At 63.9% G+C, this 13,059-nt stretch carries 12 protein-coding genes; 7 read left to right on the forward strand and 5 right to left on the reverse strand.

Translation table 11 applies throughout. The features are described from left to right. Positions 1–96: 96 nt before the first annotated feature. Together BM374_RS04280 and BM374_RS04285 are read right to left on the reverse strand one after the other, a co-directional pair. Positions 97–2,391, reverse strand: coding sequence for a xanthine dehydrogenase family protein molybdopterin-binding subunit (locus tag BM374_RS04280; RefSeq protein WP_092289283.1), 2,295 nt, complete (start codon positions 2,389–2,391; stop codon positions 97–99). Next, positions 2,388–2,879 carry a (2Fe-2S)-binding protein gene (locus BM374_RS04285; protein ID WP_057754010.1) on the reverse strand — a complete coding sequence of 164 codons (492 nt, stop codon included), beginning with the start codon at positions 2,877–2,879 and terminating at the stop codon, positions 2,388–2,390. Before BM374_RS04285 ends, BM374_RS04280 begins: the two co-directional genes overlap by 4 nt. A gap of 359 nt (positions 2,880–3,238) precedes the next feature. On the opposite strand from BM374_RS04285, the gene BM374_RS04290 reads away from it, so the two are divergent. From BM374_RS04290 to BM374_RS04305, 4 genes are all read left to right on the forward strand, one after another. Then, entirely contained in the window at positions 3,239–4,003 is a 765-nt protein-coding gene (locus tag BM374_RS04290) for an alpha/beta fold hydrolase (protein ID WP_092289284.1), read from the forward strand. Positions 4,004–4,026: 23 nt separating this feature from the next. Then, on the forward strand, positions 4,027–4,368 hold the full coding sequence (locus BM374_RS04295) for a hypothetical protein (RefSeq protein ID WP_092290231.1): 342 nt from the start codon (positions 4,027–4,029) through the stop codon (positions 4,366–4,368). Between the two features lie 202 nt (positions 4,369–4,570). Beyond that, the gene (locus BM374_RS04300) at positions 4,571–5,245 is read left to right on the forward strand and encodes a dienelactone hydrolase family protein (RefSeq protein WP_092289285.1); all 675 of its coding nucleotides are present in this window, start codon (positions 4,571–4,573) and stop codon (positions 5,243–5,245) included. 223 nt (positions 5,246–5,468) lie between these two features. Next, positions 5,469–5,951, forward strand: a complete 483-nt coding sequence (locus tag BM374_RS04305; RefSeq protein WP_092289286.1) for a hypothetical protein — start codon at positions 5,469–5,471, stop codon at positions 5,949–5,951. Positions 5,952–6,112: 161 nt separating this feature from the next. Here BM374_RS04305 and BM374_RS04310 read toward each other — a convergent pair whose 3' ends face one another. The 3 genes from BM374_RS04310 to BM374_RS04320 all read right to left on the reverse strand — a co-directional run bounded on the left by BM374_RS04310 (position 6,113) and on the right by BM374_RS04320 (position 8,177). After that, complete coding sequence (locus BM374_RS04310) at positions 6,113–6,850, reverse strand: polysaccharide biosynthesis/export family protein (protein WP_244552524.1); 738 nt, start codon at positions 6,848–6,850, stop codon at positions 6,113–6,115. A gap of 196 nt (positions 6,851–7,046) precedes the next feature. Continuing rightward, positions 7,047–7,703: a peptide-methionine (S)-S-oxide reductase MsrA gene (gene msrA, locus BM374_RS04315; RefSeq protein WP_092289288.1), complete on the reverse strand. Its 657-nt coding sequence runs from the start codon at positions 7,701–7,703 to the stop codon at positions 7,047–7,049. Positions 7,704–7,859: 156 nt separating this feature from the next. Next, complete coding sequence (locus BM374_RS04320) at positions 7,860–8,177, reverse strand: hypothetical protein (protein WP_057754029.1); 318 nt, start codon at positions 8,175–8,177, stop codon at positions 7,860–7,862. 386 nt (positions 8,178–8,563) lie between these two features. Between BM374_RS04320 and rpsT the strand changes: the two genes are divergently transcribed. From rpsT to dnaN, 3 genes are all read left to right on the forward strand, one after another. Further along, a complete protein-coding gene (gene rpsT, locus BM374_RS04325) occupies positions 8,564–8,830 on the forward strand; it encodes a 30S ribosomal protein S20 (protein WP_092289289.1) in 267 nt (88 codons plus the stop codon). A 1,317-nt stretch (positions 8,831–10,147) separates the two neighbouring features. Further along, the gene (gene dnaA / locus BM374_RS04335; protein WP_092290232.1) at positions 10,148–11,560 is read left to right on the forward strand and encodes a chromosomal replication initiator protein DnaA; all 1,413 of its coding nucleotides are present in this window, start codon (positions 10,148–10,150) and stop codon (positions 11,558–11,560) included. A 350-nt stretch (positions 11,561–11,910) separates the two neighbouring features. After that, positions 11,911–13,029, forward strand: coding sequence for a DNA polymerase III subunit beta (gene dnaN, locus BM374_RS04340; protein ID WP_092289290.1), 1,119 nt, complete (start codon positions 11,911–11,913; stop codon positions 13,027–13,029). The last annotated feature ends 30 nt before the right edge of the window (positions 13,030–13,059 follow it).

Here is a 13,059-nt window from a genome sequence, read left to right on the forward strand (position 1 = left end):
GGCATGACAGCGGGGGCGTGGAAACGGCTCCTCAAAACAAATCCGCCGGAGGTCGCCCCTCCGGCGGATCATCTCATTCAGCAATCGCGGCCCGGCTTACGCCTTCATCGCCTCCTTCACGGCTTCGGCCGTGATCGGCAGCCCCCGGACGCGGGCGCCGGAGGCATTGAAGATGGCGTTGCCGATGGCGGGAGCGACGACCGTCACCGCGGGCTCGCCGACGCCGGTGGCCTTCTCGCCATTGGCGATCACGGCGACCGCGACCTCCGGCACCTGGCTCATCCGCAAGGGCCTGTAGCTGTCGAAATTGGTCTGCTCGATGCCACCGTCCTTCAGCGTCGCCTTCTCGTACAGGGCAAGCGACAGACCCCACAGCGCCGCGCCCTCGACCTGGGCACGGATGTTGTCGGGATGCACCTCGGTGCCGACGTCGGTTGCGACCGTGAGCTTCTTCACGGTCACCTCGCCCGAGGGCGCCACCGCAACATGCGCGACGCAGGCGGTCCAGCTTGCGGTCGCGCGTTCCTGCGACGATACGCAGGCGACGCCCATGCCTTCTCCTTTGGGGAGTTTCTTGGTGCCGTAACCGGCGAGGCCCATCGCGGCGAGCAGGGTGTTGCGCAGCCGCTGCGCGCCGCCGTCATTCTTGCCGGCACCATCGAGCAACGAGATGCGGAACTGCGCCGGATCCTTGCCGGTCGCAGCTGCAATCTCGTCGATCATGCTTTCGACCGCCCAGAAGGTCCAACCCGGCGCCACCGAACGGAGCTGACCCGACGGGGTGGCGTTGTGCGCCATCTCGTTCTTGATCGCCCGCACGTGATGGTTCGGCACGGTGTAGAAGAAGTCCGCGCCGTTCACCGTGAAGCTGTCGAGCGGACCCTTCTTGTCGACCGAGGGCGTGAGGAAGTCAGGAATTCCCCAGCGCGCGGTCGGCCAGGCCGACACCACGTCGTGGCTGAGCGCAACGAGCTTGCCGTCGCCGTCCACGCCAGCCTTTACTTTTTGATAGGTGAGCGGACGCGAGAAATCCATCGTCATGTCGTTCTCGCGCGTGTAGATCACCTTCACCGGCTTGCCCACGGCCTTCGCCGCCTGCACCGCCGGCACCATCATGTCGGCGTCCAGCCTGCGGCCGAAACCGCCGCCGAGCCACATCTGGTGCATCACCACGAACTTCGGATCGATCCCGGCCGCACCCGCCGCGATCGCACCGGAGCGCGTCGCGAACTGGTTGCCGGAATAGATGTGGAGGATGTCGCCCTTGAACTCCGCTGTGGCGTTCATCGGCTCCATCGGCGCGTGGATGTTGATGCTGGTGGTGTACTCCGCCTCCAGCACCTTGGCCGCGGTGCCGAGGGCGGCGGCGGGATCGCCGTCCTTGACGAAGAACTGGCCGGAATCGTCAAGGCCCTGAAGCCGCTTGGCCTCATCGAGCAGCGACTGGCTCGACAGCTTGGCGTTCGGACCGCCGTCATAGGCGATCTTCAGCGCTTGCGCCGCCTTCTTGGCGTTGGCGTAGGTACCGGCCACCGCGACCACCCAGCCCGACGTCGTCTGCGTCTTGTCGTCGAGGATGACGGCCTTGATGAAGCCCGGCACTTTCTTCGCATCGGCGTCGTCGACCGACTTCACCGTGGCGCCGAAGCGCACTGGCGGCGTCACGATGGCGCCGTAGGCCATGCCCGGAATCATCACGTCGATGCCGTATTTGGCCGTGCCGTTGGTCTTCGAGGGGATGTCGAGCTGAGGCACCGACACGCCGATCATGGTGTATTGATCCGGCGTCTTCAGCTTGATCGCCTTGAGCTCGTCGGGCGTGAAGGTCTTGGTCGCCTTGCCGCTCTTCACGACCTCTGCAAACGACATCTGCTTCTTCGACTTCGGATGCGAGATCATGGAGTCGCGGACGACGAGCTGGTCCTTGAAGTAGGGCGGCAGGCCCATGGCCGCGGCGGCGGCCTCGGTCAGGGCCATGCGGCCGGCAGCGCCGGCCCGGCTCATCGCCTCGAAGTTCATCATGGTCGACCAGCTGCCGCCGGTGATCTGCGCTCCCAGCACCGGGTCGTTGAACTTCGGATCGTTGGAGGCGAGATTGACGCGCATGTCGCTCCACTTCGCGCCCAGCTCCTCGCAGACGATCTGGGCCATAGTGGAGGCGATGTGCTGACCCATGTCGGCCTTGCCGCAGGTCACGGTGACGAGCCCGTCCGGCGAGATCGCGTACCAGACACTCGGCTCGAAATTGGCGGGTGCTGCGGCAAGCGCCTCACCGACACCGGGCACGCCGGCATAGCCGAGCACGAGGCCGGTGGCGGCCGTGCCGACCAGGAAGGAGCGACGGCTGAGATCGGTCGACTCAGGTGTGACGTTCTTTACGTGCTGGTTCATGTGGGCCTCCGCTCGTTGCCGGCGGCGGATGCGGTGCGCATCTCCGTGGCGGCGCGCATGATTGCCTTCTGGATCCGCGAATAGGTCATGCAACGGCAGAGATTGCCGTCCATATGCGCCACGACCTCTTCCTTGGTCGGGTTGGAATTCTTCGCCAGCAGCGAAGCCGCCTGCATGATCTGACCGGACTGGCAGTAGCCGCATTGCGGCACCTGCTCGGCGATCCACGCCTTCTGCAAGGGATGATCGCCCTTGGCGGAGAGGCCTTCGATGGTGGTGATCTTCTTGCCGGCGACGTCGCCGACCATGGTCTGGCACGAGCGAACGGCTTCGCCGTTGACGTGCACGGTGCAGGCGCCGCACAGGCCGGCACCGCAGCCGAACTTCGTACCGGTCATCTGCAATTGTTCGCGGATGGCCCAAAGGAGCGGCGTGTCGTTCGCCGCATCCACGGACATGCTCCGCCCGTTGATTGTGAGCGTTGGCATAGGCGTCTTCCCCTGCCGGTGCATGAAGCCGCTTACGGCGGCAACTTGAACAGCGAACGCCCACCGGGCCGGCGTCCACCTTGCGCGGGAGAATGATCGCGTTCGGAGCTGGAGGCAAATGCAAATTGGAAGCGATCGAAACTATCTCGGCGTCGGAGTGTTTTGCGTTGCGACAACAGCGCTGACGTTAGCGACTGGACGCAACAAGCCGCGCGTCCAGACCTGCGTGCCATCGCGCGAGGCAGTTTCTTCGAGATAACTTGGCGGAGTAAGGTGCGTCGCTGAATTCCTTGCCCCTCCCAGGAGGGTGAAACACCAACGTCGTCGCTAGAATGAAAGAACACGAAAGGGCGGAGATAATGCCAAGGGTCGATCGGGACGGCGTCGGGATCTTCTACGAGGTTCATGGCGAAGGGCCGCCGCTGCTGCTCACGCACGGATACTCATCGACCTCGGCGATGTGGCATGGCCAGATCGACGCGCTCGCGCGCGAGCACAAACTGATCTTCTGGGACATGCGCGGTCACGGCCAGTCCGATTGCCCTGACGACCCTGCAGCCTATAGCGAAGCGCTCACCGTCTGCGACATGGCGGCGATCCTCGATGCGGTCGGCGCGCAGCGCGCGATCATCGGCGGATTGTCGCTCGGCGGCTACATGTCGCTCGCGTTCTACCGCGCCCATCCCACGCGCACGCGCGCGCTGCTGATCATCGACACCGGCCCCGGCTTCAGGAAGGACGATGCCCGCGAGGCCTGGAACGCGCGAGCGCTCGCCACCGCCGACAACCTCGATCGCGAAGGCCTCGAGGTGCTGAAGGCGGCGACGCGCGAGCGCGCCACCGCCAGCCATCGCAACGCCAAGGGCTTGGCGCTCGCCGCGCGCGGCATGCTGACCCAGCGCGACGCCAAGGTGATGGAGCTGCTGCCCGACATCGCAGTGCCCAGCCTCATCGTGGTCGGCGCCGATGACGCGCCGTTCCTGGCGGCGTCCGACTACATGGCAGCCAAGATTCCCGGCGCACAAAAGGTCGTGATCCCCGCGGCTGGACATGCCGTCAACATCGATCAGCCCCAGGCTTTTGTTGACGCGGTGGTGCCTTTCCTGAAGAACTTGCCGGCATAGGCGGCAAGATGAGGATCACGGCCATGAAGCGGGCAATCCTGGCAGCGGGCGCAGCGCTGCTCGCAACGGCAGCGTCGGTGCAGGCCGAGCCGTTCGGCACGGTGCCGCTGCGTCGGCCCTTCGTCGACACCTTGTCGAACAACACGCCGCTGGCGTTCGGGATGGATGCGGAGCAGACCGCGCATGCGCTCGGACAGCCCCTCCAATATGTCCGGGGCCGCCCCGGCAACGAGATCTATATCGCGCTTCGCGATATCGGCGGCAGCGGATTGATTCCTTATCGCCACCGCCTGTTCCTGCAGTTCCGCCATGGACGGCTGGCAGGATGGAAGGAGGATTACGGCGAGAACTGGATGTGGGAGTGAAGTGGCCGTTCATGTCCCAGAGAAATCGTATTCGCGCTGCATTGCATTGAGGTTGCCACATCGTCATGCCCGGGCTTGTCCCGGGCATCCACGTTCTTCGTGCCGCTCTAGAGATCGTGGATGGCCGGGACAAGCCCGGCCATGACAGTTTGGTGAGCGAGCCGAAGCTCAATCAACAACTCAACCAAGAAGGACAACCCCCGTGGGACAAGACATCAAACTGACGGCCTCGGACAATTTCCAGCTCGGCGCCTATCGCGCCGATCCCGCAAGCACCCCCAAGGGCGCAGTGGTGGTGATCCAGGAGATTTTCGGCGTCAATCATCACATCCGCTCGGTTTGCGACCGCCTCGCCGGCGAAGGCTATGTCGCGATCGCGCCGTCGATCTTCGACCGCACCTCGCCGAACTTCCAATCGGGCTATACGCCCGACGAGATCGCAGAAGCGCGCAAATTCGTCGCCAATCCCGATTGGGAGGCGATGCTGCGCGACACGCAAGCCGCGATCGATGCGGTCAGCAGCGTCGGCCCGGTCGGCATCATCGGCTTCTGTCTTGGCGGCAGCATCGCCTATGTCGCGGCGACGCGCCTGACCGGCCTGAAGGCCGCGATCGGCTATTACGGCGGTGCCGTGGTCCGCTTTGCGGATGAGAAGCCCAAGGTGCCGACACAATTGCATTTCGGCGAGAAGGATGCCGGCATTCCCTCGAGCGATGTCGAGACCATCAAGGCCAAGCGGCCTGATATCGAAGTGTTCGTTTATCCCGGCGCCCAGCACGGCTTTCATTGCGATGAGCGGCCGAGCTACGACAAGACCAGCTCGGATATTGCCTGGCCGCGCAGCATGGCGTTTTTCGCGAAGCATTTGACGAAGTAGCGGCGCAAACTCTCTCCACCGTCATTCCGGGATGCGCCGCGAGGTGCAGGCCCGGAATCCATAACCACCATCGGGAGTATGGATTCCGGGCTCGCGCTACGCGCGCCCCCGGAATGACGAGGAGAGAGTTGCGCGCGCTCACTCTGAGCAGAAATCGGGTGGCCGCATCACTCCGCCCGGCGATAGAGCTGGCTGATCAAGCGAGTTCACGCCGGAGAGCGCCATGCAGCAGGCCAACACGAACATCATCATTCGCAACCCGTTCGGCACCATGGATGTGCCGACGCCTGATGATTCCGAAGTCATGCACTATGCAATATCGGCCGCGCTGGCCGGCGACGCCGCCGACGGCAATGCGGCGGATTGGGCGTCGATTCCCGCACCTTCCGATCCGCTCGAAGGCGCCTGGGCGAGCCGCTGGAACGGCGGCGCCGATCCAACCATCGCAGGCGACACGCCGGAGGCATGGAAGCAAGGCCGCGCGGAGCCTCGTGTGGTTGGCAACCGAATCTATCTGCGGTTCGACTGGGATGAGGGCCGTCGGCACGGACTGATCGATGCCGCGCGCGAGAGCGGCAATCGTCTGATCGGGAAATACATCAACCTGACCAATCCGGCGATCACGCGGCCATGGATCGGGCTTGTGGTCGACGCCTTCAGGATCGACGGATGCTTTCCGAACGGGCGGCTGGATTTTCGGAGATAAGCCTCCGCTCGTCATTCCGGGATGCGCCGCGAAGCGGTGCAGGCCCGGAATCCATTGAGCCCCAGAGTTTGAGGCGCGATGGAGTCTCAGGTGCGCAATTGCGCACCACAGTTCGCGCTACGTGCGCCCCGGAATGACCGGGAGACAGAATTGGACTGAAACTAAAACCAGCGCTCGCCGACGAACACGGTGTCGCCGGGGCTGACGGGGGTGCCGAGCGGCACGACGGCGCGCATGGCGCCGCCGGCTTCGGTGTGGGTGACGGTGACCATGTCGCGCTTGGCGCGCGGTGAAAAGCCGCCGGCGATCGCGACAGCGCTCTCGACCGTCATGTTCGGCACATAAGGATATTGGCCGGGCGCGGCGACCTCGCCGAGAATGAAGAACGGACGATAGGACTCGATCTCCACGGCGACCGACGGCTCGCGGATATAGCCGTTGCGAAGCCGCGCGGCGATCTCGCCGGCAAGCCCCGCGGTGGTGCGGCCGCGCGCCGGCACCGCGCCGATCAGCGGCATGGTGATGGAGCCACCGGCATCGATGGCGTAGCTGTTGGTGAGACCTTCCTGGCCGTAGACCACGACGCGCAGCTTGTCGCCGGCATCGAGGTGATAAGAGGAATCGTAGCGCACGGGGGCGGCCACCACGGGTCCGCCATAGGCGACCGGCACGGGCGCGGGACCCGAGGCAAAGGAACTGGCGAGCGCATCGATGGCGCCGCCGCCATTGGCAACGACAACAGGCGGCGGAGCGCTATACGGCTGGCCATAGGCCATCGCGTCGAGGTCGGGACGGGGCTGCACCATTGCGACAGGACCTGTGGTCTGCATGCAGCCGCCCAGGGTCAGCGCGGCGGACGCTGCCAGGATCGACCATCGAAACGCGCGCAGAACCCGCACTTGGAGCATCCCTACAAACGAGACAGCTTCAGTGATGCACTCGTTATGGTTAACAAAGGGTTGAGGGGGCCTGGGGCGCCAATGGCTTGGCGTCATTCCGGGGCGACGCGTCAGCGTCGAACCCGGAATCTCGCGCTACAATTTCTGGATTCCGGGTTCGCGCTGGCGCGCGCCCCGGAATGATCGGCCTGAAACCTTACGCGCTCACACCAACGCCGATGGGACACGACACGCCAGTGCCGCCAAGCCCGCAATAGCCGGCGGGGTTCTTCGCCAGATATTGCTGATGATAATCCTCGGCGAAATAGAACGGACCCGCGGGCGCGATCTCGGTGGTGATGGCTCCCAGGCCTTTTGCCGCGAGCGCCTTTTGATAGAGCGCCTTCGACTCCTCGGCCGCCTTCTTCTGCGCGTCGGAGGAAGTGTAGATCGCGCTTCGGTACTGCGTGCCGACATCGTTGCCCTGACGCATGCCCTGCGTCGGGTTGTGGCTCTCCCAGAACGTTTTCAGGAGCTTCTCGTAGGAGATCTTGGTCGGATCGAACACGACCAGCACCACTTCGGTGTGGCCGGTGCGTCCCGAACAGGTCTCCTCATAGGTCGGGTTCGGCGTGTGGCCGCCGGCATAGCCGACGGCGGTCGTATAGATGCCCTCGCCGAGCTCCCAGAATTTGCGCTCGGCGCCCCAGAAGCAGCCGAGCCCGAACACGGCCTGCTCGAGGCCGGCGGGATAAGGCGGCTGCAGTTTTGCGCCGTTGACGAAATGGGTCGTCGCGGTCGGAATCGGCTGCGCACGGCCGGGCAACGCTTCGGCTGCATCAGGCAGTGCGGTGGTCTTGCGCGTGAACAGCATGATCGGATCTCCGGGAAAACGAGCTGTGCGTCGCCTGAACCAGGCGCTCAGGCGGCGTGCTCGCGATCGAGTGGGAATATAGGTCTTTACGCAGCAAGGGACAGGCTTGTTACGGCGCGTCGTTCGGTCGGCTCAGTTCCGGCGGGAATTGAAAGATCAATCCCGGGAATAGCCGATTAGCGGCTTGCGCGGACGGAACAGGATCATCAGCAAGATGCCGAGGAGGCCGAGGACGGCGAAAACCGGCTGGTCCAGCACGAGGCGGATCACTGAAGTCCAGAGCCAGGGCGCCTTGGCCTCGACCCAGGTCCGGAAGGCCGATTGGCTGGCCTGGTTGATGTCGTTCCAGAACTGGCCGAACCGGGTGAAGCGCAGCGTCTGGTCGGCCACCCAGCGGGCGCCGTCATAGACCATGAAGAAGAACCCGCCGGCCAGCAGCAGCAAGCCAATCAGTCGGAAAAAGCCGCGGATCATAGTCCACCCCAGATGATCGTCGGATCGGACGACCTTCGAAACGCCGCCAGCCAATACCCGGGAGACGGCAGAAATTCAACCTCATCAGGGCGTTACGGCCCCCACGGCGCGCCCCCGGGGCCGCTTTTCCAGCCCCTAAAGCGTTGACGGTGCCAAAGACCCCCTCTATAAGGGCGCCAACTGGCGGCAGGCGCAATCCTGCCGCCGCTGTTCTTTGAGCAGTTGCAGGCCCTTTTGGGCCTCAGAGATAGCCGCAAGGCCTATCGCTCATGTTCCGGGAACGGCCCAGCAACCGAACACCCTAAATCCGAGCGTCGATTCCGCGGTCAAGCTGCCGGCGCTACCCGACCAAGACGCGACCGGTACCCGCAAAGGACATTGAGACCATGGCCAATACCACTTCCGCCAAGAAAGCGACGCGCAAGATCGCCCGCCGCACCGCCGTCAACAAGTCGCGCCGTACCCAGATGCGCGGCGCCGTCCGCAACGTCGAGGAAGCGATCAAGACCGGCGATCGCGCCGCCGCCGCCAAGGCGCTGGCCGCTGCCGAGCCCGCCTTGATGCGCGCCGCCCAGCGCAACATCATTCACAAGAACAACGCCAGCCGCAAAGTCTCGCGCCTCACCGCGCAGATCGCCAAGCTCGCCAAGTAAGCTCGCCAAGTAAATTCGCGAAGTCACTTCGCGATATCATGTCGCGAAGTAAAGTTCGCAGTGCGACCCCGATCTCTCGTTCGATCGGTTGAAGCAATCGAACATCGCGCACGCCAATCAGCCCGGCTTTCACGCCGGGCTTTTTGTTGCCTGTCACAATCCACGCCGCGGTCTCTGGCAAACCAATCTTAGCCTGGAAGAGTCTCGCTGCCTTCGCCAAGCTGCATCCGTAGTTCTACCAGCCGTGTTTTTGCAACAGCGGAAACTTCCACTGCGCTGCGAAAGCGCTTGGCAAAAACCCTTGCGGCACGGGCCTAAGTTGAATTCGCACGCGCCAGAGTTCTGCACACCGTAATTTCCCCGGAACACGGGTTACCCTGCGAAACGAGACTCGAAAAACGATGTCTCGCTAATCACTTATCGACATAGCGCCGACAAGCATTTGGAAAATTCGCCCGCAGCTCGCGTGCGTGACGATTTTGTAAATTTTTTTTGGCGACGGCGGCATCCTTGTCACATGACGCACCGCGTTTTCGAATCTGTGCACGAATCCAAAAACTTGGTCTCAGGGCTGTGAACAACTCGTGCGCGGCGTTAACGCTGGTCAAGTTTTTTGATGCCTCAAGTGTGAATCAATTCCGTTGCGAGTCTTTCCGCTTAGTGTATTCCTTAAGTCGTTCGCGGCGCCCACGATCTTGAGACCAGCGCGGTTTAAGAAACGGGGCGAGCGTGCAAATCGGCGGCGGTGTGCACGTAGGCGACGCTTCAACAAGCGATTGTCGGATCAAACCCATAGCAGTATGGGAACGGTAGGCCTTTGTCTTGATGTCTCCAAGCGTGATCCTAGCGATCCCGCTCGCGCCAGACGGCAATGAGAGACACATCGAGGCTACCCCGATAGGAGCGATGGCGAAGCCGAGCGGACGACACGAGCAGACGGGCAGGACATCCGCGACTTGGGCAATTCAGGAACGGCTGTCTTTCACATGCAGGACCTTGCCGTGAGCGATCACGGCAGGACGGGGAGGTATCATGTCCTACGGATTCAACGCGGTATTGACTTTGGCTTCATCGTGCAACGATGCCGTTTCCGATCCGTCCTGCGACCATCCTCCGCGTGAATGCGCGTCGAGTACGCGCTGACCTCGCGAACTCTCCATCTCCGACATCGCTGATCTGACCCGCGGCACTTGCGCCGAACGGTCGAGCTGTGCCCGGAAGATGGACTCGCTTGAGGTCGCGTCATCCAGGAGTCCGGCAGGACTTCTGCATGGCGCCCACCACGCAACCTTCTCTCTCTAGAAAAGTTTTCAAATGATGACGACATCGGAACAGGATCGCTGGTCGCGCGTGAAGAATCGCCTGCGCTCGAACGTTGGCGAAGACGTCTATACGAGCTGGTTTGCGCGCATGGACCTCGAAGGCGTGCAGGACGAGAGCGTACGCCTCTCGGTGCCCACGCGCTTTCTGAAGAGCTGGATCCAGGCCCATTATGCCGAGCGCGTGCTGTCGTGCTGGCAGGCCGAGATGCCGGAAGTGCATCGCATCGATCTCACCGTTCGCTCCGCGGTGCGCCCCGTGGCGCAGCCGAAGGAAGCGCCCGCGCCGGTCGAAGCCCGCCGCGCCCCTGCGCCGGAATTGCGCTCGACCGCAACCGCACCGGTTTCCGCCAATCATGATGCGCTCGGCGGCTCGCCGCTCGATCCGCGTCTGACCTTTGCAAGCTTCGTCGTCGGCCGCTCCAACACGCTGGCCCATGCGGCCGCGCGTCAGGTCGCCGAGGGGCGCCGCGGCGACCCCGTGATGTTCAACCCGCTCTACATCCATGCGGGCGTTGGCCTCGGCAAAACGCATCTGCTGCAGGCGGTGACCTGGGCCGGCAATTCCGGCAACGAGCGCAAGGTGCTGTATCTCACCGCGGAAAAATTCATGTACGGCTTCGTCGCCGCACTGAAGACGCAGACGGCGCTCGCTTTCAAGGAAGCGCTGCGCGGCATCGACGTGCTCGTCATCGACGATCTCCAGTTCCTGCAGGGCAAGTCGACGCAGGCCGAGTTCTGTCACACGCTGAATGCGCTGATCGATGCCGGCCGTCAGGTCGTGATCGCGGCCGACCGTCCGCCGTCCGATCTGGAAAGCCTGGACGACCGCGTCCGCTCGCGCCTCGCCGGCGGCCTCGTGGTCGAGATGGGCTCGCTCGGCGAGGAGCTGCGCCACGGCATTCTCAAATCGCGTGTCGCAGCCGCCCGCACCCATCATGCGACTTTCGACGTACCGGAAGAAGTGCTGCATTACCTGGCGCGCGCCATCACCCATAACGGGCGCGACCTCGAAGGCGCGATCAACCGCCTGCTGGCGCACTCCAAACTGAACAGCCAGCCGGTGACGCTGGAGATGGCCGAGCGCGAGGTGCGCGATTTGATCCGGCCCTCGGAGCCGAAGCGGATCAAGATCGAGGACATCCAGCGCGTGGTGGCGCGGCAGTATAATGTCAGCCGCTCCGATCTGTTGTCCTCGCGCCGCACCGCCAATGTGGTGCGTCCGCGCCAGGTGGCGATGTATCTCGCCAAGACGCTGACCCTGCGCTCGCTGCCCGAGATCGGCCGCCGCTTCGGCGGACGCGACCACACCACGGTGCTGCACGCCGTGCGCAAGATCGAAGCGCTGGTGTCCAAGGACAATGCGCTGTCCGAGGAAGTGGAGTCGCTGAAGCGCCAGCTTCAGGAATAAAGGCCTATTTTTCTCGACTTTCCAATATCCCTTCGAGATCGTCATGCCCGGGCTTGTCCCGGGCATCCACGTTCTTCGACGGGCGGCGCAGCCGGGACAGGCCCGGCCATGACGCGTGGAGAGGCCTGCGCCCTCGCGGAGGACGCTGAGTGTCGGGACGAAAACAGCGGTAAATCGTGGGGAACTGGCTCCCGATCCCTTGAATCCCGGGGCCATCCGCGCCACCTTGCGCGACCCTGACGGCTTTGGTCATATCGGCTCGATGACCCGGGCTTCCGGGGTCTTCGGTGCCGCGGCGCGCTGTCCTCCGCCCGGCTTTTTCCATCTTTGGGGATCGGGCGAGTAGTGCAATGAAGGTTACGGTCGAACGCGCGCAACTCCTGAAATCGTTGGGCCATGTCCACCGCGTGGTCGAGCGCCGCAACACGATTCCGATCCTGGGCAACGTGCTGGTCCGCGCCGAGAACGCGAACTTGTCGCTGAAGGCGACCGACCTCGACCTCGAGGTGACGGAGACGCTGCCGGCGGAGACCGCAACCGCAGGTTCCACCACCGTGCCCGCGCACATGTTCTACGACATCGTGCGCAAGCTGCCTGATGGGTCGCAGATCGTGCTGGAAGCCGACGGCGACCGCGCGGTGCTCGCGATCCGCGCCGGCCGCTCGCGCTTCACGCTGCAGACGCTGCCGGAGAATGATTTCCCCGACCTTGCCGCCGGCGAGCTGTCGCATTCTTTCAATCTCGCCGCCAAGGACGTCAAGCGGCTGATCGACCGCACCCAGTTCGCGATCTCGACCGAGGAAACGCGCTATTACCTCAACGGCATCTATCTGCACGCCGCCGGCACCGCGAAGGCCGCGACCTTGCGCGGCGTCGCCACCGACGGTCATCGCCTCGCCCAGCTCGATCTGGTGCAGCCGAAGGGCGCCGAGGGCATGCCGGGCGTGATCGTCCCGCGCAAGACCGTCGGCGAGGTGCAGCGCCTGATCGAGGACACCGACGCCGAGATGACGATCGAGCTGTCGCAGGCCAAGATCCGCTTCACGATCGGCAATGTGGTGCTGACCTCGAAACTGATCGACGGCACCTTCCCCGACTATGGCCGCGTCATCCCGCAGGGCAATGACAAGGAGCTCGTCGTCGACAAGAAGGATTTCGAGAACGCGGTCGACCGCGTCTCCACCATCTCCAGCGAGCGCGGCCGCGCGGTGAAATTGTCGCTGTCCCCGGGCAAGCTGGTGCTGTCGGTGACCAATCCGGATTCCGGCAGCGCCACCGAAGAGCTCGAGGTCGAATACGCCTCCGACGCGCTCGATATCGGCTTCAACTCGCGCTATCTCCTCGACATCGCCGCCCAGATCGAAGGCGACGTCGCAGTGCTCCGGCTCGCCGACCCCGGCTCGCCGACCCTGGTGCAAGACAAGGACGACAAGAGCGCGCTGTACGTGCTGATGCCGATGCGGGTGTGAGGATATTTCCCCCTTTCGTCATGGCCGGGC

It is taken from the genome of Bradyrhizobium sp. Ghvi (assembly GCF_900115265.1).
GTDB lineage: Bacteria > Pseudomonadota > Alphaproteobacteria > Rhizobiales > Xanthobacteraceae > Bradyrhizobium.

Bases quoted from the DNA above. Each gene is read 5' to 3' on its own strand.
- msrA (WP_092289288.1), bottom strand. From the start codon at position 7,703: ATGCTGTTCACGCGCAAGACCACCGCACTGCCTGATGCAGCCGAAGCG.
- BM374_RS04290 (WP_092289284.1), top strand. From the start codon at position 3,239: ATGCCAAGGGTCGATCGGGACGGCGTCGGGATCTTCTACGAGGTTCAT.
- BM374_RS04295 (WP_092290231.1), top strand. From the start codon at position 4,027: ATGAAGCGGGCAATCCTGGCAGCGGGCGCAGCGCTGCTCGCAACGGCA.
- BM374_RS04285 (WP_057754010.1), bottom strand. From the start codon at position 2,879: ATGCCAACGCTCACAATCAACGGGCGGAGCATGTCCGTGGATGCGGCG.
- BM374_RS04305 (WP_092289286.1), top strand. From the start codon at position 5,469: ATGCAGCAGGCCAACACGAACATCATCATTCGCAACCCGTTCGGCACC.
- rpsT (WP_092289289.1), top strand. From the start codon at position 8,564: ATGGCCAATACCACTTCCGCCAAGAAAGCGACGCGCAAGATCGCCCGC.
- dnaN (WP_092289290.1), top strand. From the start codon at position 11,911: ATGAAGGTTACGGTCGAACGCGCGCAACTCCTGAAATCGTTGGGCCAT.
- BM374_RS04320 (WP_057754029.1), bottom strand. From the start codon at position 8,177: ATGATCCGCGGCTTTTTCCGACTGATTGGCTTGCTGCTGCTGGCCGGC.
- dnaA (WP_092290232.1), top strand. From the start codon at position 10,148: ATGACGACATCGGAACAGGATCGCTGGTCGCGCGTGAAGAATCGCCTG.
- BM374_RS04280 (WP_092289283.1), bottom strand. From the start codon at position 2,391: ATGAACCAGCACGTAAAGAACGTCACACCTGAGTCGACCGATCTCAGC.